Annotated in this window: 22 protein-coding genes; 15 read left to right on the top strand and 7 right to left on the bottom strand. The window is 33.3% G+C overall.

Features of this window, described 5'->3' with window-relative positions; translation table 11 throughout:
• The first annotated feature begins 11 nt into the window (after positions 1–11).
• The 9 genes from hisC (at position 12) to hisIE (ending at position 6,880) form a co-directional block, all read left to right on the top strand.
• Positions 12–1,058 (top strand): histidinol-phosphate transaminase, encoded by a 1,047-nt coding sequence (hisC, locus tag BMY56_RS14365; protein ID WP_091625972.1) that lies wholly within the window; start codon positions 12–14, stop codon positions 1,056–1,058.
• Between the two features lies 1 nt (position 1,059).
• Positions 1,060–2,202: a bifunctional histidinol-phosphatase/imidazoleglycerol-phosphate dehydratase HisB gene (gene hisB / locus BMY56_RS14360; protein ID WP_091625688.1), complete on the top strand. Its 1,143-nt coding sequence runs from the start codon at positions 1,060–1,062 to the stop codon at positions 2,200–2,202.
• Positions 2,203–2,222: 20 nt separating this feature from the next.
• Complete coding sequence (hisH, locus tag BMY56_RS14355; protein WP_091625686.1) at positions 2,223–2,804, top strand: imidazole glycerol phosphate synthase subunit HisH; 582 nt, start codon at positions 2,223–2,225, stop codon at positions 2,802–2,804.
• The gene (locus BMY56_RS14350) at positions 2,804–3,226 is read left to right on the top strand and encodes a GNAT family N-acetyltransferase (protein WP_091625683.1); all 423 of its coding nucleotides are present in this window, start codon (positions 2,804–2,806) and stop codon (positions 3,224–3,226) included. Before hisH ends, BMY56_RS14350 begins: the two co-directional genes overlap by 1 nt.
• Positions 3,227–3,231: 5 nt before the next feature.
• Positions 3,232–3,960, top strand: coding sequence for a 1-(5-phosphoribosyl)-5-[(5-phosphoribosylamino)methylideneamino]imidazole-4-carboxamide isomerase (gene hisA / locus BMY56_RS14345; RefSeq protein WP_091625680.1), 729 nt, complete (start codon positions 3,232–3,234; stop codon positions 3,958–3,960).
• Complete coding sequence (locus BMY56_RS14340) at positions 3,953–4,471, top strand: DinB family protein (RefSeq protein WP_091625677.1); 519 nt, start codon at positions 3,953–3,955, stop codon at positions 4,469–4,471. Before hisA ends, BMY56_RS14340 begins: the two co-directional genes overlap by 8 nt.
• Positions 4,471–5,226: an imidazole glycerol phosphate synthase subunit HisF gene (gene hisF / locus BMY56_RS14335; protein ID WP_091625675.1), complete on the top strand. Its 756-nt coding sequence runs from the start codon at positions 4,471–4,473 to the stop codon at positions 5,224–5,226. Before BMY56_RS14340 ends, hisF begins: the two co-directional genes overlap by 1 nt.
• Positions 5,227–5,395: 169 nt before the next feature.
• Positions 5,396–6,088, top strand: a complete 693-nt coding sequence (locus BMY56_RS14330) for an aspartate/glutamate racemase family protein (protein ID WP_091625969.1) — start codon at positions 5,396–5,398, stop codon at positions 6,086–6,088.
• Positions 6,089–6,256: 168 nt separating this feature from the next.
• The gene (hisIE, locus tag BMY56_RS14325; protein ID WP_245737234.1) at positions 6,257–6,880 is read left to right on the top strand and encodes a bifunctional phosphoribosyl-AMP cyclohydrolase/phosphoribosyl-ATP diphosphatase HisIE; all 624 of its coding nucleotides are present in this window, start codon (positions 6,257–6,259) and stop codon (positions 6,878–6,880) included.
• A 22-nt stretch (positions 6,881–6,902) separates the two neighbouring features.
• Here hisIE and BMY56_RS14320 read toward each other — a convergent pair whose 3' ends face one another.
• From BMY56_RS14320 to BMY56_RS14310, 3 genes are all read right to left on the bottom strand, one after another.
• Entirely contained in the window at positions 6,903–7,631 is a 729-nt protein-coding gene (locus tag BMY56_RS14320) for a class I SAM-dependent methyltransferase (RefSeq protein ID WP_091625672.1), read from the bottom strand.
• A gap of 8 nt (positions 7,632–7,639) precedes the next feature.
• The gene (locus BMY56_RS14315; protein ID WP_245737233.1) at positions 7,640–8,047 is read right to left on the bottom strand and encodes a GNAT family N-acetyltransferase; all 408 of its coding nucleotides are present in this window, start codon (positions 8,045–8,047) and stop codon (positions 7,640–7,642) included.
• A gap of 232 nt (positions 8,048–8,279) precedes the next feature.
• Positions 8,280–8,996 (bottom strand): DUF1853 family protein, encoded by a 717-nt coding sequence (locus BMY56_RS14310; RefSeq protein ID WP_177170980.1) that lies wholly within the window; start codon positions 8,994–8,996, stop codon positions 8,280–8,282.
• Positions 8,997–9,453: 457 nt separating this feature from the next.
• On the opposite strand from BMY56_RS14310, the gene BMY56_RS14305 reads away from it, so the two are divergent.
• Together BMY56_RS14305 and BMY56_RS14300 are read left to right on the top strand one after the other, a co-directional pair.
• The gene (locus BMY56_RS14305) at positions 9,454–10,605 is read left to right on the top strand and encodes a vWA domain-containing protein (protein WP_091625665.1); all 1,152 of its coding nucleotides are present in this window, start codon (positions 9,454–9,456) and stop codon (positions 10,603–10,605) included.
• Positions 10,606–10,767: 162 nt separating this feature from the next.
• Complete coding sequence (locus tag BMY56_RS14300; RefSeq protein WP_091625663.1) at positions 10,768–12,231, top strand: AAA family ATPase; 1,464 nt, start codon at positions 10,768–10,770, stop codon at positions 12,229–12,231.
• A gap of 275 nt (positions 12,232–12,506) precedes the next feature.
• On the opposite strand, the gene BMY56_RS14295 is transcribed toward BMY56_RS14300, so the two are convergent.
• Complete coding sequence (locus tag BMY56_RS14295) at positions 12,507–12,989, bottom strand: hypothetical protein (RefSeq protein ID WP_091625660.1); 483 nt, start codon at positions 12,987–12,989, stop codon at positions 12,507–12,509.
• Positions 12,990–13,336: 347 nt separating this feature from the next.
• Between BMY56_RS14295 and BMY56_RS14290 the strand changes: the two genes are divergently transcribed.
• Positions 13,337–14,122 carry a tRNA pseudouridine synthase A gene (locus BMY56_RS14290; protein WP_091625964.1) on the top strand — a complete coding sequence of 262 codons (786 nt, stop codon included), beginning with the start codon at positions 13,337–13,339 and terminating at the stop codon, positions 14,120–14,122.
• A 35-nt stretch (positions 14,123–14,157) separates the two neighbouring features.
• Positions 14,158–15,252, top strand: a complete 1,095-nt coding sequence (corA, locus tag BMY56_RS14285) for a magnesium/cobalt transporter CorA (RefSeq protein ID WP_091625657.1) — start codon at positions 14,158–14,160, stop codon at positions 15,250–15,252.
• A 43-nt stretch (positions 15,253–15,295) separates the two neighbouring features.
• Here the strand turns inward: corA and cysM are convergent, their stop codons facing one another.
• Both cysM and epsC read right to left on the bottom strand, forming a co-directional pair.
• On the bottom strand, positions 15,296–16,180 hold the full coding sequence (gene cysM / locus BMY56_RS14280) for a cysteine synthase CysM (RefSeq protein ID WP_091625655.1): 885 nt from the start codon (positions 16,178–16,180) through the stop codon (positions 15,296–15,298).
• Positions 16,173–16,964, bottom strand: a complete 792-nt coding sequence (epsC, locus tag BMY56_RS14275; RefSeq protein WP_091625652.1) for a serine O-acetyltransferase EpsC — start codon at positions 16,962–16,964, stop codon at positions 16,173–16,175. Before epsC ends, cysM begins: the two co-directional genes overlap by 8 nt.
• A 94-nt stretch (positions 16,965–17,058) precedes the next feature.
• Between epsC and BMY56_RS14270 the strand changes: the two genes are divergently transcribed.
• On the top strand, positions 17,059–17,739 hold the full coding sequence (locus tag BMY56_RS14270; protein WP_091625650.1) for a DUF2461 domain-containing protein: 681 nt from the start codon (positions 17,059–17,061) through the stop codon (positions 17,737–17,739).
• On the opposite strand, the gene BMY56_RS14265 is transcribed toward BMY56_RS14270, so the two are convergent.
• Positions 17,731–18,135, bottom strand: a complete 405-nt coding sequence (locus tag BMY56_RS14265; RefSeq protein ID WP_091625647.1) for a glyoxalase — start codon at positions 18,133–18,135, stop codon at positions 17,731–17,733. The genes BMY56_RS14270 and BMY56_RS14265 overlap by 9 nt on opposite strands.
• A 278-nt stretch (positions 18,136–18,413) precedes the next feature.
• Here BMY56_RS14265 and BMY56_RS14260 point away from each other — a divergent pair, with 278 nt between their 5' ends.
• Positions 18,414–18,818, top strand: coding sequence for an acyl-CoA thioesterase (locus BMY56_RS14260; RefSeq protein ID WP_091625645.1), 405 nt, complete (start codon positions 18,414–18,416; stop codon positions 18,816–18,818).

Raw genomic sequence — 18,818 nt, 5'->3', positions numbered from 1 at the left:
ATTATGAAGTAATGAATTTCAATTTAGATAACATAACAAGAGAAAACGTGAAGGGCTTAAGTCCATATTCATCTGCACGAGATGAATATGTTTCCGATGGTTCTACCATGGTTTTTCTAGATGCGAATGAGAATCCATTTGACAATGGTGTCAATCGCTATCCCGATCCACAACAACGTAGTCTAAAAGCTATATTAGCCAAACAAAAGGGTATTAAAGAAGAAAATATTCTTTTGGGCAATGGTAGTGATGAAGTATTAGATTTATTGTTCAGAGCCTTTTGTGAGCCCAAAGAAGATAATATTATCACATTACCACCTACGTATGGTATGTATAAAGTCTTGTCTGGTATTAATATGGTCGAAAATAGGGAAGTCTTATTGACCGATGCTTTTCAACCGGATGTTTCTGCGATTAAAGATAAAATAGATGCTAATACCAAACTATTATTCATTTGCTCACCAAACAACCCTTCAGGGAATAGTTTTTCTACTAAAAGTATTGAGGAGTTATTGAATTCGTTTAACGGACTTGTGGTTATTGATGAGGCGTATATCGATTTTTCACAAGAAGAGAGTTGGACATCAAAACTTGCGGATTATCCAAACCTAATAATTACACAGACCCTATCAAAAGCTTATGGTATGGCAGGTATACGATTGGGTATTTGCATTGCTTCTCCTGAAATCATTGCCGTTATCAATAAAATAAAACCGCCCTACAACGTAAATCAATTAACACAAGAGCGAGCGATACAAAGAGTGTCTGATAAAAAATCGGTACAAACAGAAATCGCAACTATTTTAGAGGAGCGTGAAAAATTGATTAATACATTACAAACAGTTTCGTTTGTTTCTAAAATATATCCAACGGACGCTAATTTTATTTTGGTAAAAGTAGATGATGCCACTCTTCGTTATAATCAATTATTGAAAAAAGGTATTGTAGTTCGAAATCGAACTACGCAACTTTTATGTGAAAATACACTTAGGTTTACCGTGGGTACCTCCGAAGAAAATAATATTGTAATTACCGCTTTAAAAGAACTATCAAACTAATATGGAAAACAAAAAACGTGTTTTATTTATAGACCGTGATGGCACTATTATCAAAGAAACTATTGATGAGCAGATAGATGCCTTTGAAAAAATGATATTTTATCCAAAGGCATTTACGTTCCTTGGTAAAATTGCCAAAGAGCTAGATTATGAATTGGTTATGATCACTAATCAAGATGGTTTGGGTACCGATATTTTCCCAGAAGATACATTTTGGCCGGTACATAATTTTATTATGAAATCTTTTGAGAATGAAGGAGTCGTTTTTGATAAGGTGTTTTTAGACCGTACTTTTCCACATGAAAATGCAAACACAAGAAAACCGGGAACAGGCTTGTTGACTGAATATTTTTCTGAAGCTTACGATTTAGTAAATTCTTTTGTTATCGGTGACCGATTAACTGATATGGAATTGGCTAAAAACCTTGGTGCTAAAGGTATTTTTATAAACGATGATACCAACTTAGGCACAAGTGAAATTACTGTAAAACGAGATGCTTTAGATGCTTATATAGCTTTAGAGGACAATGACTGGGAGAAGATTTATGAATTTTTAAAATTGAAAAACAGAACTGCAGAAATTCATAGAAAAACGAATGAAACCGATATAGCTATAAAACTGAACCTTGATGGTACAGGTAAAAGCGATATCAAAACCGGATTAGCATTTTTTGACCACATGCTAGATCAATTGGCACGTCATGGCCAAATGGATTTAACCATTAAAGTAAATGGAGATTTAGAAGTAGATGAACACCATACAATAGAAGATACAGGCATTGCGCTAGGTGAAGTATTTAATAGTGCACTTGGTAATAAATTAGGAATTGAACGTTACGGCTTTTGTTTACCAATGGATGATTGTCTTGCCCAGGTAGCAATTGATTTTGGTGGTCGTAACTGGCTGGTTTGGGAGGCCGATTTTAAACGTGAAAAAGTAGGGGATATGCCAACCGAAATGTTTCATCACTTTTTTAAATCGTTCACTGATGGCGCCAAAGCTAATTTGAATATTAAAGCAGAAGGCACCAACGAACACCATAAGATCGAAGCTATTTTTAAAGCCTTTGCAAAAAGTATAAAAATGGCTGTTAAAAGAGATGTAGAAAAAATGGTATTGCCTAGTACGAAAGGAATGCTTTAGTAATAAAGAATAACAAGTCAATGAAAATAGTCATCATTAATTACGGAGCAGGAAATATTCAGAGCATTAAATTTGCCATAAAGCGCTTAGGTTATGATGCGATTTTGAGTAATGATGTTGCAGAAATTCAAAATGCTGATAAGGTTATTTTTCCTGGAGTGGGAGAAGCTAGTAGTGCCATGAGAAAACTTCGCGATAGTGGTCTTGATAAAATAATTCCAAACTTAAAGCAGCCCGTTTTAGGTATTTGTTTAGGTATGCAGCTAATGTGCCGCTCATCTGAAGAAGGTAATACTGCCGGACTCGGAATTTTTGATGTTGATGTGGTGAAGTTTGATGCTTCTGTAAAAGTTCCACAAATAGGTTGGAACCAGATTACAAATTTAAAGTCACCTTTATTTACAGGTATTAAAGAAAAAGAACACATTTATTTAGTTCATAGTTTTTATGCACCGTTGTGTACCGAAACAATAGCTGAATGCTCATACGGAGTTGATTATAGTGCAGCGCTACAAAAAGATAATTTTTATGGGACCCAATTTCATCCCGAAAAAAGTAGTGATGTTGGGGAGAAAATTCTTGATAATTTTTTGAATATGTAATGGAACAGAATTATTTTATTTCAACCGATAAAAATTTACTTGATAGCAAAGCTATTCAGCAGTTTATTGCCAATTCTTATTGGGGAAATGGCCGTTCTTTAGAAGAAGTGAAGACGACAATTGAAAATTCGTATTGCTTTGGAATTTATACTTTGGATAAAGAACAAATTGGTTTTGCCAGAGTAGTTACCGATTATATTTATTTTGGATATTTTATGGATGTGATTATCCTTGATAAGTTTCAAGGTCAGGGTTTTGGAAAAATACTGGTAGAGCATATACTTGCTGACCCAAAGATAAAGAACCTTAAAACATTAGCTTTAAAAACAAAGGATGCTCACCAACTTTATGAGCGATACGGATTTAAAAAAATAGGAGATTCACTATTATGGATGTCCGTTGATAAACAAATACTAGCGTAAATAAAATGAGAATTATTCCCGCAATTGATATTATTGATGGTAAATGTGTTCGTCTTTCCAAAGGTGATTACGATACCAAAAAAATATATAATGAGAATCCCTTAGAGGTTGCAAAAGACTTTGAGGCGCACGGTATTCGATTTTTACATTTGGTAGATTTAGACGGCGCAAAATCAAAACACATTGTAAACCATAAAGTTTTAGAACAAATTGCTTCCCAAACCAGTTTACAAATAGATTTTGGTGGTGGATTAAAAACGGACGATGATCTTCGTATAGCTTTTGAAAGTGGGGCTAAACAAATTACGGGCGGTAGTATTGCCGTAAAAGATTCCGATACTTTTCTTGGCTGGATAGAGAAACATGGTGCCAGTAAAATAATTCTAGGAGCTGATGCTATGGATGAAAAAGTAGCGGTTTCTGGCTGGTTAGAAGAGTCCAAGGAAGAATTGATTCCATTTATAAAATCGTATCAAAACAAAGGAATTCAGTATGTTATTTGTACTGATATCAGTAAAGATGGCATGTTAGAAGGTCCGTCGTTTGAACTCTATTCTCGGATTTTGTCCCAAACTAATGAACTTAAATTAATTGCATCTGGAGGTATTTCTACTTTTGATGAGTTGCCCAAATTGGCAGAAATGGGTTGCGAAGGCACTATCATCGGTAAGGCTATCTATGAGAATAGAATTAGTTTAAAGCAGTTAGAAACATATATTTTAAGTAATGGATAAGGAGTCTCAATTAATTGAAGAGCTGGTAAAGAATGCCCTCTATCGTATGGATGAAAGTACACGTATGATCAAGAAAAGTCTTTCTGATATTTCAGAAGACGAAGTGTGGCAAAAACCGAATCCTTCTTTAAACAGTATTGCCAATTTAATGCTCCACTTGTGTGGAAATATTTCACAATACGTTATTTCATCTTTAGGTGAAACAGAAGATAAAAGGAAGCGAGATACTGAATTTTCAGTAACTGACGGACTTACCAAAGCAGAATTGCTCAAAAAATTAGAAGATATTGTCGATACGGCGAAACGGGTTATTTTCGATGCTAAGCCTGATCAATTGGTAAAAGTACGTTCAGTACAAGGGTTTTCTTTTTCAGGGGTTGGAGTCATCATGCATGCAGTTGAACATTATTCTTACCATACTGGGCAAATTGCTTTTTGGGTAAAACAATTAAAGAATAATGATTTGGGCTTTTATGATGGAATGGATTTGAACAAAAAAAATATACATTAGTGCTTGCAAAAAGAATAATTCCTTGTTTAGATATAAAGGACGGTAGAACTGTAAAAGGTGTCAATTTCGTTGATTTACGCGATGCTGGTGACCCAGTAGAACTGGCAGAAATTTATAGTAAAGAGGGAGCTGACGAATTGGTGTTTTTAGATATTTCTGCAACAGAGCAAAAGCGTAAAACCTTAGCTGAATTGGTATTTAGAGTTGCAGAAAAAGTAAACATTCCCTTTACCGTAGGTGGCGGAATTTCTTCTGTTGAAGATGTTGACATTCTACTACAGAACGGAGCAGATAAAGTATCAATTAATTCATCGGCTGTAAAGAACCCTCAATTGATTAATGATTTATCGGCAAAATTTGGTTCACAGTGCATTGTAGTAGCCATTGACGCTAAACAGATTAATGGGGAATGGATTGTTCATTTAGTTGGTGGAAAGGTGCCTACAGAACGAAAATTGTTTGAATGGGCCAAAGAGGTAGAAGAGCGTGGAGCGGGTGAAATCTTATTTACGTCTATGGACCACGATGGTACCAAGGATGGTTTTGCTAACGAGGCGTTAGCACGATTATCAACGGAGTTGAATATACCCATTATTGCATCTGGTGGGGCAGGAAATAAACAACATTTTACCGATACCTTTGTAAAAGGAAAAGCGGATGCAGCTTTAGCGGCAAGTGTATTTCATTTTAAAGAGATAGGTATTCAGGAACTGAAGATGGAGTTGCAAGAAAACGGAATTCCAGTTCGTAATTAAGTAGTAGTACCTAGTTTAAATTTGTAGTTATTTAGTGGTACTTAAATATTATAAAATGACATTCTGAGCCAACCTGACCAATTTTAAGTATCAATGGAAGTGGTTAATATATAATATGGTTTTCTGTGGCATTCTAACGATAAAAGAAGAACGAATTAAAATTAAAGCAATGAAAAAAATAGGATTGATAGGAGGTATAACATGGCAATCTACACAATTATATTATCAGTTGCTAAATACTAAAGTAGCGGAGATATTGGGTGGTCAAAATTCTTGCGAATGTATTATTGAATCTGTGAATTTTGCTGATATATCTTCTAAACAAGCGGCGGGCGATTGGGATACCCTTCATTCCCAAATGACTGATATTGCTTTACGTTTACAAAATGCAGGTGCAGAGATCATACTAATTTGTGCTAATACCATGCATTTAAGTGTCCCAACGATGAAGAAAAGACTTTCTATACCTATTTTACATATTGCAGAAGTAGCCGGTAATGCCGTTAAGAATAAAGGCTGTCAGAAAGTTTTGTTATTAGGTACCAAATACACGATGGAATTGGATTTCTATAAAGACATTCTTAATAACCAGTTTGGTATCGAGGTTTTGATTCCTAATGAAGCTGACCGTGAGATAGTGCATGACATTATTTATTCCGAATTATCAAAAGGTATAATTACTGAGGAGTCCAAAAAATTGTATTTAGATATCATTAAAAAATCGGAAAAAGAAGGAGCACAAGGAGTAATTTTAGGCTGTACTGAAATTCCTTTGTTGATTCAACAGGAAGATTGTGATATTGTGGTAATTGATACCACTAAAGAGCACGCTTATGCTGCTGTGGAGTTTGCACTTGCTTAGTATTCAGTTGACAGTATCAGTTTTCAGTTTGCAGATTTGATAAATAAAATATCACCCCGAGCATAGTCGAAGGTTTAGGAATACCAAATTAGTTTTCGACTGAGCTCGGACAGACAATTAAAAAGTAATCAGTTTAGAGTGTCTTAAGACAGAAAAAGAATAACAGTAATGAGTAACAAGAATATGGATTACAATACACCTGATTGGAATAAAATGAATGACGGATTAGTTCCTGCAATCATTCAAGATGCACGAACTAAAAATGTATTAATGCTTGGTTATATGAATGCTGAAGCTTTAAGCAAAACCACAGAATCGGGTAAGGTGACATTTTTTAGTCGTTCTAAAAATCGATTGTGGACCAAAGGTGAGGAGAGTGGTAATTTCCTAAATTTGGTTAGTATTAAAAATGATTGTGATGATGATTCATTGCTTATTTCGGTAAACCCTGTTGGGCCAACTTGCCATAAAGGGACGGATACATGTTGGGCGGAATATAACAACTCAAACTTCGGATTCTTTTCTGAATTGGAAAATACCATTGAAGAAAGACGAACTACAGCAGACGATAGTCAATCTTACGTAGCTTCTTTGTTTAAAAAAGGGATTAACAAGATTGCCCAGAAAGTTGGGGAGGAAGCAGTGGAAACCGTTATTGAAGCAATGGATACTAATGATGAACTTTTCCTTTACGAAAGTGCTGATTTATTGTTTCACTATTTAATGCTATTACAAGCAAAAGGTTTTACACTGAAAGATATAGAGGCTGAATTGATGAAGAGAAAAAAATAAATGCTTTAATCTACTTTTAAGGTCATTTAATGACGCTATAAGAAGTTAAATATGTCATTGCTTTCAAGGTGGTTATGTTATTTTTCAAAACTGTTTGTAACCGCATTGTTGTTTCATCATAGAGATCAATTGCACCAAATGCTTCTGATAATCTATCATAGTTCTCTTTAGAGGATAATAGTAAATGAGTTAGGTCTGTAATTTTTATATCTAAAGAAACCTCATTATTTAGTTCATTATCAAAGGTTATAAACTGTTCATCAAGCTCTGAAAAGTTAGCTTGATGATTATAATCGTTTGGTTGTTTTATTTTACTACTGAGGCCTAATTGTATACAGATAGGTTCTAGAAATATTTCAAAATCATAAATTATAATCCTGCAGTTTTTCTTTGCAACTCTTATAATTTCATCTAATGTCGATTGTGATTTCGCATAGTATAATGAACCGGCAAACGTAATGATATCAAAGACATCGTTATCAAAATTGAACGTGTTAGAATCGATTAATTGATAGGTAATTATGGGGTGTTGTAGAGATTTTTCCAACATCTCATTACTAGGGTCTACACCAACCACATTTGAACAATAGTTTGCTAGTGCAATTGAAGATTGACCTGTACCACAACCAACATCCAACCCAAATTCATATTTTTTATTTGATTCTAAAAATGCGCTTAATATTTCTGAATGTAAAGAAGGTCGATATGTGGCATAATGTAAGGCAGTAATTATATCATATTCTTTTGCCATGATTAAATTTAAAATATTCTCTCCATAATAACATAACTAATTCCTCCTTTTATAAATTGGTTGTTGGTTTCTTTCATACCGAATTTAGAATAATAATCGATTTTATTGATTCGTGCGTTGCACCAAATTTTAGAAAGTTGTTCTTTTGCAGAAATTCGCATTAACTCATTTAATAATTCGCTACCAAAACCTTTACCTTGGTATTCTTTCAGTGTGGCAAACTTTCGAAATTGAGCCTCGTTGTTTTCCACAAAAAGCGAGATAACTGAAATTAATATGTCATTTTTAAAATAGCCAAAGTGCCTGCCTTCAAAATCATTGGGTAATTGTACATAATCAATCGGTTTATTTGGCCACATGACCTTGTGCCGAATAGAAAGAGTTTCTTCTGATGTAATTTGAACAATTCTTTTCACCTATCTTTTTATTTAATCGATATCATTGGAACCATATGTCTCTTAATTTATTATACTATGCTATGAGGATTTTCTGTTTTCAAAATTATATACAGCAAATGGATAAACGTAATAATTAGTAAACTCAATTTATTAGTTTACCCAAAAGTCAACCTATTGCTGAAGTACTAAAAAACCTGCTTCCCAACTGTTATAAATAACTACTATTTAGAGGTGTTCTCAAAATTTCATTTCACCACCACACCACAAAAAACTTCTCAAATTCTGTTTCACTTTTTCTCATCCAAACCATGGGTGAATTTTGTTTAAACAACTGTTTTTCGATTGTTAATAATGTGTCTGCATGAGAAGTCCAACTATTGGTGGTATCAGGGTATAAAACCCATTGGCTTTTATTGGGAATATAAAATTGGAACAGTGTAAACGCATTGGTGTTAAAGTCTGATAATCGTAGCCAATACCCAACAACACAATTTTGGTTTAATGGGTTTAGATATAACGCGTCTACTTTATAGGGTTTAAAAAGTTGTACTTTAAAACAAGTTTGATGTACCAGGTTAGCAATAGCAATACCTTTATCGGACAATGCTGTTGTACCAGCTTCAGAATGCAATAAGGCAAATTGCTTGTTCTTTATTTTCTCCATTTTCATAAAGAAAGTATCACGTTTGTTTGGTCCTATCAGTTGATGTAAGGGTTCCTTGATATCAGGGTTTATAATATAGAATTTATAGGTTAGTTCTACATGTATGATTTGTTTTGTTGCGACATCCTTCAGTATAAAATCAATTTCCCCTAAAGTTTGTTTTCCTTCCCGTATGGGTAAATTATAAACTAGCACTTCATATTGTAATGAATGGTCTAGCAACTGTTTGCAGACAACTTCTATTTGATGACCCAATCGTAAATTTTCTGGGATGGGAGCAGGGGAGAAGTCCGACAAATCCACCTTTGGAAATTCAAACTGCTCGATTCCAAACTGTGTATGGTCCCATATAACCGGCGTGTTTAAAAAATCTTTGAATTGGTTGATGTTTGTTAGTTGATTGTTGATGGGATTTTGTTTTTTTATTAAAGAATCATCGGCTAAGCTCAGCGTACAATTTAATTAGTTATAAATAATATACCAACTTTGTTTCCTAATCTTTACATATGATAAGTTACGAATTAGCTTTGTTTATCCGAAATCACTTTATTTCTTGAAATTATTGCATAAAAATTTTGCATACTCAATCGTAATGAAAAGCCTTCACTACAGACTAAATAGTTTATCCTTTTATAGTTAGTCGAATACTTGTATTCATTACTAAATTCTAAAAACTTAAAACCAACCTACAAGTTGAACAACAACGTTAACGTTTCTTAAATTACAAGGGTATGCAATGTAAATGTGTTAATTTTATACTATGGCAATGAATGTAAGAAATGGTTTTCGTTTCGAAACTTACGAGGCACCCGAGCAATCAATATTTGATAAACTTTTTGATATTTTTCAAGAGCTTATAACACATACTTCTGGCGATTTTGACGAAGCAATCGACTGGCTGCGTGAGTTGGATAAAGAATATGAATTGACTACAGAAGAATATACAATTGATGATTTTATAGAAGATTTAAAGTCCAAGGGCTATATACGAGAAGAATTTAAAGATGGTGGTGGAGATGGTGAAGAAGGAGAAGAAGGATCAGACGGTGGAGATATTTCGATTACCGCTAAAATGGAACGTATTATTCGTAAACGTGCATTAGACCAAATATTCGGAAAAATAAAGCGAAGTGGCTCTGGAAATCATAAAACCGGTAAATCTGGACAAGGAGATGAACACACCGGTGATTTTAGAGAATATCGCTATGGCGATGGTTTGGAGCATATTTCAATGACCGAAAGTCTTAAAAATGCTCAAATTAATCATGGTATAGGTAATTTTCAACTAAGTGAGGAAGATTTGGTAGTTGAGGACACGCAACACAAAGCCCAAATGAGTACCGTCCTAATGATTGATATTAGCCATAGTATGATTTTATATGGAGAAGACCGTATAACTCCCGCAAAAAAAGTGGCGATGGCATTGGCAGAACTCATCACTACGAGGTACCCGAAAGATACCTTAGATATACTTGTGTTCGGTAACGATGCCTGGCCGATTCCTATTAAAGATTTACCTTATTTAAAAGTTGGGCCTTACCATACGAATACGGTTGCAGGACTTCAATTAGCAATGGATATGTTACGCAGAAAACGTAATACCAACAAACAGATTTTTATGATAACCGATGGTAAACCTAGTTGTTTGCGTATGCCCGATGGTACTTATTACAAGAATAGTGTTGGTTTAGATGATTTTATTGTAGAGAAATGTTACAATATGGCGCGGCAAGCACGCAAAATACATATTCCTATTACGACATTTATGATTGCGCAAGACCCTTATTTAATGCAATTTATCCGTCATTTTACGGAAGCTAATAAAGGCAAAGCATTTTTTACAGGACTTAAAGGTTTGGGTGAAATGATATTTGAAGATTATGAAGCAAACAGAAAGAAGAGACTAAAATAGAATTGATTAATTAGTAAACAAGAATAGTGAATAAAAATCTTTCGCCATTCTTGTTTACTAATTATGATTTCTTTTCTTAGATATTAAAATTAAAAAAAATGGCTTCAAGATGAAGCAATATATCATCAACATGCCACTGACAACGAACAACGATTTTAAAAAATGAAACATACAGAAATAAAGACATTAGGTCAATTAGTAAAGGCCGGATATCAAACCAAAAAGATAAAAGATGAGCTTAGGGATAATCTTCGTGAGAATATTATAGCTGGAAAAGATTCATTTAAAGGAGTTTGGGGTTATGAAGATTCGGTTATTCCAGAGTTGGAACGTGCTATTTTATCGAGACATAATATAAATCTTTTAGGACTGCGAGGACAAGCGAAAACTCGTTTGGCCAGATTAATGGTTAACCTATTAGATGAGTGGATCCCAGTTGTAGAAGGTTCTGAAATTAATGATGACCCACTTAAACCAATGTCACGTTATGCTCTTGAACTTATTGATGAAAAAGGGGATGATACTCCTATTTCATGGTTACATAGAGATGATAGATTCTTTGAAAAATTAGCTACACCAGATGTTACAGTAGCTGATTTGATTGGTGATGTTGATCCCATAAAGGCAGCAAATTTAAAACTTTCTTACGCTGATGACCGTGTCATTCATTTCGGTATGATACCGCGTGCCAACCGTTGTATATTCGTAATTAACGAATTACCCGATTTACAAGCACGTATTCAAGTATCGCTATTTAATATCTTACAAGAAGGTGATATACAAATTCGTGGTTTTAAATTGAGATTACCTTTAGACCTACAGTTTATTTTCACTGCTAACCCTGAAGATTATACCAATAGGGGTAGTATCGTTACTCCATTGAAGGATAGAATCGGTTCACAAATTTTAACGCACTACCCAGACGATATTGAAACTGCACGTAAAATTACCGAACAAGAATCTAAATTAGATGCTAGGCAGGTAGAAAGTATTTATGTGCCCGATTTGGCAAAAGACTTATTGGAGCAGATTAGTTTTGAAGCTCGTGAAAGCGAATATGTAGACGCTAAAAGTGGAGTGAGCGCAAGAACTAGTATAACAGCGTTTGAAAATCTGTTAAGTACTGCAGAACGTAGGTCTTTATTGAACGGTGGTGACCATACGATGGTTCGTTTAAGTGATTTTCTAGGAGTGATACCTTCTATTACAGGTAAGATTGAATTAGTATACGAAGGAGAGCAGGAAGGTGCGGACGGTGTTGCAGGTATTTTAATAGATGATGCGGTAAAATCACTTTTTCCTAAATACTTCCCTAAAATAAATAAGTTGGAACGTAAAGATGAGGCAACTGTTTATGATGAATTACTACATTGGTTTTTTCAAGGTGAAGGTTTTGAATTAATGGATGATTTCACAGATGAGGAATATAAGCGGGCATTAGATAGTATACCTGCATTAAATCAGCTTATAAAAGAGTATCAAACAGATTATAATGAAAAGGATGTTTATTTTCTGAAAGAGTTGTTGTTGTGGGGTTTGGTGTCCCATAAAAAATTAAATAAACAAAGATTTACTGATGGTTTTGAATTCAAAGATCTCTACAGTAGTTTCTTAAAGGATATTTAAAGAGAAAAAAGCCCTTTCAAAATTGAAAGGGCTTTTTTTTCATAGTACCTAAAGTTTTATATTTGATGGGTAGAAAGTTAAAAAATAAACGAACTTCTATTATAGGGGTTACTTAAAACAACAATGGTAGTTTCATTTTAACTCAAGGTTTTAACTATTTTACAGCCTGTTTACTTTAGAGCTAATCAGTAGTTATCACTTATTCTAACAGAAAGTATAAAACAAAAAATCCTCGGTAAGTATTACCGAGGTTTTTTTATTATCTGTTTTGTTACTTACTTCCAATGATCAACATGTTGATTCATATCATCGAAAAGATAGGTGCCTACTATTTTTTTTCTATAGTCTATAGCTAAATAAGTAACCAATAGAAGCAAAATGTATAGTAACAGCATAAAATATCCTAAGGGTAAAAAAGTGCCGGGTATTAAGTGATTATCAAAGTCATTATAACTTAATAAAATGATAATAGTTTCAACAAGTTTGTAAACATAAACCAATGAGATAATGTATAGAACATATTCAAGTGTTCGCATTGGTGGATCGCTCAATTCATCTTCCTTTATCTTAAACCATAACACGTATAGAAAAACAATATGTACAATTGATAGTATAGGAAATATGTAATTATCAATTTTAAAGAAATAAAACTTATTTGTGTAAAGCCCGTAAAAACTGAAAATGTTTAATAGCAACAATATACCAACGGACAAAATTAATGTACGTTTCCATGTTAGTATTCCTTTAATAAAATTCATTTTAAATAGATTTCATGGCCTTGGGGAACCATTAGTTTTCTTTCAAGAACGGCTATGTTTTCCCTTTATTTTAAACAATTCGATAAACAGTATACTTTGTTGTTCAATACCTTAAATCTAAATAATTCAAACTTTAGTATTACTATCTCTAGTGATAAATAATATTAATAATCCGTAATATGTTTAAAATAAAGGGACATGAAACTAATATGAATGCGGGACTAATAAATTTATATAGTTATTGGCGGGCTTATATTTTATATCTCGAATTTAGAAAGAAGAGTAAACGCAAGAGTATTTTTAATAAAATATACAGGGTTACATGTATTGTATTTATTTTTACCACCATGAAGATTAACCGTTTTTGCTATTTGGTGCGTTTGCAGTATTTGGGATTTAGATTCAGTGGTTGGCAGTTGCAACCAAAACAACGCACAATAGTTAGTATGTTGAACAAAACGTTTGAATTTTTATTTCCGGATAGAACTTATAAGATATTAGGTGCTGGTAGAACAGATGCTAAAGTATCTTCTTTAGATGGTGCTTTCGAGCTTTTTTTGGGAGAGGAGTTAAAAGATTTAGATAGCTTCATACTAGATTTTAATAAAAATCTTCCTTCCGATATTCGTTTACTTTCTATAGAGCCTGTAAGTCAAGACTTCAACATAATTAAGGATAGTAAAATAAAAGAGTATTTTTATTTCTTTTCCTTCGGATGTAAAAATCATCCGTTTAGTGCACCTTTCATAACCAATTATTTAGAAGACCTTAATTTAGAAATCATGAAGCAAGGGTCCGAATTGTTTGTTGGTAGGCATGATTTTTCAATATATACCGCAGGTCTTAAGCCGAATACTAAAACAGTTCGTACAATTGAATCTTGTTGCATTGAAAAAAATGATATTTTAACAGCTAATTTTTTCCCTGAAAGTAGTTATATATTGAAAATTAAGGGAAAAGGTTTTATGCGTTATCAAATACGAATGATAATGGGAGTTTTGGTTCAATTGGGTAAAAATGAACTTACCTTAAATCAAATTAAATTATCGTTAGAACCAAGCTCTGATTTAAAGTTAAAAACGATTGCACCAGGATCAGGACTACTATTAAACCAACTAAAATTTAATGGTTAGATAGCAGTTTTATTATATTTAAAAAAAAATCATCTATGGCTTCAAATAAAAAGCTAAACTTCCCTAAGAGAAAGAAGAAAAAATCTCGCCAACAGAATAAAATGGGAAAAGCGCCTGGTACCATTAGTTATATGGGCGATAAGGAACCTAGCGATAGCATAATTTATAGTACTACGTACAATACTGATAATTTTGAAACCAAGGATTTTAAAGATCTCGAGGAATTTATAACAGAAGATAGACGAGATAAAATTTCATGGGTAAATGTTGTTGGTATTTCTGATGAACCTTTTATAGAACGACTTGGTAAACATTTTAATTTAAATCCTTTAGTATTAGAGGATATTGTAAACACAGAACAACGACCGAAAATTGATGAATATGATGATTATATCTTCGCTGTTTTTAGAATGCTTTACATATCTGAGGAAGATGAGATTATTGGTGAGCATATTGCCATTGTGCTGCTTGAGAACACAGTTTTAGTCTTTCAAGAAGTAAAAGCAGATGTTTTTAATGGATTAAGAGACCGGATAACCGGTAAACTTGGCCGTATTAGAACAAGAGGAGCTGATTATCTATTCTTCGCTTTATTAGATGCGATAGTCGATAATTACTTTTTAGCCATCGAAAATTTAAACAATAGAATTGAAATCTTAGAAGAAGAGGTATATAATAATCCAGAACCTATCGTTGCAAAGAATATTCAACAATTAAAAAAAGAAGTACTTAAGATAAGACGATGGATTTACCCTGCAAAAGAATTGATCAGTAGATTAATAGATTCTGAAAACCCTTTGATTACAAAAGACACAAAGCTTTTTTTAAGGGATGTTCACGATCATACCGTTGAAATTAATGAGAGTTTACAGATATACCGTGAAATGTCTATGAGTTTAATGGAGATGTATATGAGTAATATGAGTAATAAAATGAATGAGGTAATGAAAGTGTTGACCATAATGGCCTCTATTTTTATACCACTAACATTTATTGCAGGTATTTATGGAATGAACTTTGATCATATGCCAGAATTGCATACTAAAAATGGCTACTACTATGTTTGGGCAGTTATGATTGCTCTTTTTATAGGAATGATGTTTTACTTTAAAAAGAAAAAGTGGTTGTAGGTGTTCGTTTCTTTATATTCTATAATAATTTAAGTGATTTTAATTAATCGAATAGGTTCGATGAAAGGTACCGATCGCCACGATCACAGACAATTGAAACAATAACACCATTATCCAATTCTTCAGCTAAGCGTAAAGCGACAGTAGCGGCTCCGCCACTACTCATCCCAGAAAAAATCCCTTCTTCTTTGGCAAGTCTTTTTGCCATAGATTTAGCTTCTTCCTCATTAACTTCCATTATCCTATCTACCTTTTTAGCATCAAAAATTTTAGGTAAATATTCTTTTGGCCATTTGCGTATACCAGGTATACTTGCATTATCACAAGGTTGAACACCTACTATCTGTATATCATTATTCTGTTCTTTCAAAAAAGTTGAAGTACCCATTATAGTGCCAGTGGTGCCCATAGAAGAAACGAAGTGAGTTATTTTACCTTCTGTATCTTTCCATATTTCAGGGCCAGTAGTTTTGTAATGTGCTTTCCAATTATTAGGATTTCCAAATTGGTTCATCATAATGTAACCTTCGTTGGCAACTTTACTTTCCGCATAATCGCGTGCACCTTCTATACCAACTTCTTTAGAAGTTAAAGTAACTTTAGCTCCATAGGCGCGCATCGTTTGTACGCGTTCAATTGTAGCGTTTTCGGGCATAACTAGTTCAATATCTAATCCGTAGATACCTGCTATCATTGCTAAGGCAATGCCAGTGTTACCACTAGTAGCTTCAATAAGTTTATCATTGGTACTGAAATCGCCACGTTCAATTCCAGTTTTGATCATATTGTATGCTGCACGGTCTTTTACACTACCGCCAGGGTTGTGGCCCTCTAATTTAAAGTATAACGAAACATTAGGGTTCGTGTTAAGAACTCTTGATTTTACCAAAGGTGTATTACCAATAAGGGAAAGTATAGAATTAGACATTGGGTAAAGTTTTAATTTTAATTTCAGGAGTATGAAAAACTGTTGAATTAGGAGGAACAGATGCTGTAATCCAAGCATTTCCACCGATTACACTATTAGCCCCAATAATCGTATTACCTCCTAAAATAGTCGCATTTGCATAAATGGTTACGTTATTTTCTATGGTAGGATGACGTTTTGTTTTTTGAAGGTTCTTAGCAACAAAAAGACCTCCTAGGGTTACACCTTGATATATTTTTACATCATTCTTTATCACGGCAGTTTCACCAATAACGACACCAGTACCATGATCGATATGAAATGAATTACCAATTTTTGCTCCGGGATTAATGTCTACCCCAGTTTGCCTATGAGCATACTCGGTCATTAACCTTGGTACAAGTGGGAATCCGAATTTATATAGTTCATGGGCTAAACGATAAACAGAAATCGCATAAAAACCTGGATAAGCCATATAAACTTCTTCTATAGACAACGAAGCTGGATCACAATTTACAGTTGCTTCAGCATCTAGGTTTAGGCTTTCTAAAACTTGCGGTAGCTTTTCTACATAATTCTCCCAAACTTTTTTACAGGGCTTTTCACTCTGCCAGCAAGCTAAATCTACAAGCTCATCAAATTGAGCTTGAAGTTTACCTAAATTGTCTGCAACAGGGGTTTCTATATCAAAAAGAGTGTAAAAAAGTAAGTCTGTGAATTTTTCTACATTCCTCTTTAACCGAAATCTAAGGTTAGGCTGTTTTTTGTGAGCGTTTATTTTGTCGATTATTGATCGATGGTCCATGGTTCTACATTAGTTAGTCAAAATTAACCAAATAACTAAAAGTACTTCTCTTCTATTGGTTAACTTTAGCTTAAAATCACAAGAGCTAGGTCGTATGTTAGAAACGAATATTACAAAGAGTACCTTCCAATTTTTAAATTCACTTAAAAAAAACAATAATAGAGAGTGGTTTGCTGAACATAAAACGGAATTTACTATAGAGTCTGAAAAAGTTAATTTTTTTTTTAATTATATACTTGAAAAACTTAAGTCTCATGATGAAATTGAACGTTTAAAAGTTTTTAGAATTTATAGGGATGTTCGTTTCTCTAAAAATAAAACCCCATATAAAAGTAATTTTTCGGCTTCCTTTGCTAGAGCTGGTAACCATCGAAGAGGTGGTTATTACTTGCAAATAGAACCTGGTAATAGTTTTATTGCTACAGGTTTTTGGAATCCAGAAAAAGAGGATTTGTTACGTATTCGAAAAGAGTGGGAGATAGATACAACTGAATTGGTAGAAATAGTCGAAAATGATACTTTCAAAAAAGTTTGGGGACAGTTAGAAGGTGAGGAGTTAAAAACAGCCCCAAAAGGTTTCGATAAGGAAGACCCCAACATTGAATTTATTAGAAAAAAGCAATTTATTTTTGTAAGAAAATTTTCAGATAATGAGGTTTTGTCAAATGATTTCGCTGCCCAAATAGATGAAAGTTTTAAATTAATAAAACCTTATTTTGATTTGATGAGTAATATTTTAACGACTAATTTAAATGGAGAGTCCCTACTAAACTAATTCAAGTTTGCCAAAATATTGTATTTGATCTTGTAGTCGTTTAATGACCATGTTCATCATTCGCTTATTTAAAGCTGAAGAGTTTTGAATGTAAACCCCATATTCTTCAATCGTAAATTGACCAGTGATCATTCCTTTTAAAGAATTTCGAAATTTAATATCCTTTTGAATTGATTTAGTTATGTAATTCATGCGTTTTTCGAGCTTGAACTCATAAAACGTATTCTTCATTTTTTTAATATAATTTTCAAAAGAAGCTAATAATAAATCGTTTTGTAATTTTAATATAGGACGTAAGGTCTGGTTTTGAAAACGTTCTTCTTCTGTCATGTTCGGCACTATTTTGGCTGAAGAAATTAAAGGGCGTATCGATAGTAGTTTCTGTGATCTGTCCATATTTTCTAAAATTTTATTTAAAGGTACATATTAGATAAAGCCTTTAAGAAAAGTACATAATTAGTTTTTAACCTGTTATGAACAAAGGTTGTATAGATTTAAAATATACCTGAAATAATTAAGATAATAGTAATTCTATAGAAGGCTTATTATCAAAATGTAATTAAACGATTATACAATATACAGCATTGACAAATCTATATGTCTTCTTAAATTAAGTAGTATAATTCTTAATATTCGGTATAACTTTGCAATGTATATTTTCAAAATCTAAGACTATGAGATTTCATACTAGAAAATTAGTTAAGCCTGGAGATTTAAACTCAAATGGAACATTATTTGGTGGAAGGCTGTTAGCTTGGATAGATGAAGAAGCTGCATTATACGCCATAGTTCAACTTGAAAATGGGAAAATTGTTACAAAATACATGTCAGAAATAAATTTCATGAGCGCAGCCAAGCAAGGTGACGTAATTGAGATTGGCATTGAGGTTGTTAAGTTTGGAAAAACATCATTAACGCTGAACTGTGAGGTACGTAATAAAATGAATCATGAAACCATCGTTACGGTTGATAATATCATTATGGTAAACCTTGGTGAAAATGGAAAACCAGCACCACATGGTAAAACGAAAATTGAATTTGTAAAGGACCGATTGGCGGCCTTAGGGGAGGTAGATTAA

Source organism: Maribacter orientalis, assembly GCF_900109345.1.
GTDB lineage: Bacteria > Bacteroidota > Bacteroidia > Flavobacteriales > Flavobacteriaceae > Maribacter > Maribacter orientalis.
The sequence above is the reverse complement of the archived record's forward strand: the minus strand, read 5'-3'. Positions and strand labels throughout refer to the sequence as shown.

Bases quoted from the DNA above. Each gene is read 5' to 3' on its own strand.
- BMY56_RS14350 (WP_091625683.1), top strand. From the start codon at position 2,804: ATGGAACAGAATTATTTTATTTCAACCGATAAAAATTTACTTGATAGC.
- BMY56_RS14340 (WP_091625677.1), top strand. From the start codon at position 3,953: ATGGATAAGGAGTCTCAATTAATTGAAGAGCTGGTAAAGAATGCCCTC.
- cysM (WP_091625655.1), bottom strand. From the start codon at position 16,180: ATGTCTAATTCTATACTTTCCCTTATTGGTAATACACCTTTGGTAAAA.
- hisH (WP_091625686.1), top strand. From the start codon at position 2,223: ATGAAAATAGTCATCATTAATTACGGAGCAGGAAATATTCAGAGCATT.
- hisIE (WP_245737234.1), top strand. From the start codon at position 6,257: ATGAGTAACAAGAATATGGATTACAATACACCTGATTGGAATAAAATG.
- BMY56_RS14295 (WP_091625660.1), bottom strand. From the start codon at position 12,989: ATGAATTTTATTAAAGGAATACTAACATGGAAACGTACATTAATTTTG.
- BMY56_RS14330 (WP_091625969.1), top strand. From the start codon at position 5,396: ATGAAAAAAATAGGATTGATAGGAGGTATAACATGGCAATCTACACAA.
- hisB (WP_091625688.1), top strand. From the start codon at position 1,060: ATGGAAAACAAAAAACGTGTTTTATTTATAGACCGTGATGGCACTATT.
- epsC (WP_091625652.1), bottom strand. From the start codon at position 16,964: ATGGACCATCGATCAATAATCGACAAAATAAACGCTCACAAAAAACAG.
- BMY56_RS14300 (WP_091625663.1), top strand. From the start codon at position 10,768: ATGAAACATACAGAAATAAAGACATTAGGTCAATTAGTAAAGGCCGGA.
- hisA (WP_091625680.1), top strand. From the start codon at position 3,232: ATGAGAATTATTCCCGCAATTGATATTATTGATGGTAAATGTGTTCGT.
- hisC (WP_091625972.1), top strand. From the start codon at position 12: ATGAATTTCAATTTAGATAACATAACAAGAGAAAACGTGAAGGGCTTA.
- BMY56_RS14265 (WP_091625647.1), bottom strand. From the start codon at position 18,135: ATGGACAGATCACAGAAACTACTATCGATACGCCCTTTAATTTCTTCA.
- BMY56_RS14290 (WP_091625964.1), top strand. From the start codon at position 13,337: ATGAAGATTAACCGTTTTTGCTATTTGGTGCGTTTGCAGTATTTGGGA.
- BMY56_RS14270 (WP_091625650.1), top strand. From the start codon at position 17,059: ATGTTAGAAACGAATATTACAAAGAGTACCTTCCAATTTTTAAATTCA.
- corA (WP_091625657.1), top strand. From the start codon at position 14,158: ATGGCTTCAAATAAAAAGCTAAACTTCCCTAAGAGAAAGAAGAAAAAA.
- BMY56_RS14320 (WP_091625672.1), bottom strand. From the start codon at position 7,631: ATGGCAAAAGAATATGATATAATTACTGCCTTACATTATGCCACATAT.
- BMY56_RS14305 (WP_091625665.1), top strand. From the start codon at position 9,454: ATGGCAATGAATGTAAGAAATGGTTTTCGTTTCGAAACTTACGAGGCA.
- BMY56_RS14260 (WP_091625645.1), top strand. From the start codon at position 18,414: ATGAGATTTCATACTAGAAAATTAGTTAAGCCTGGAGATTTAAACTCA.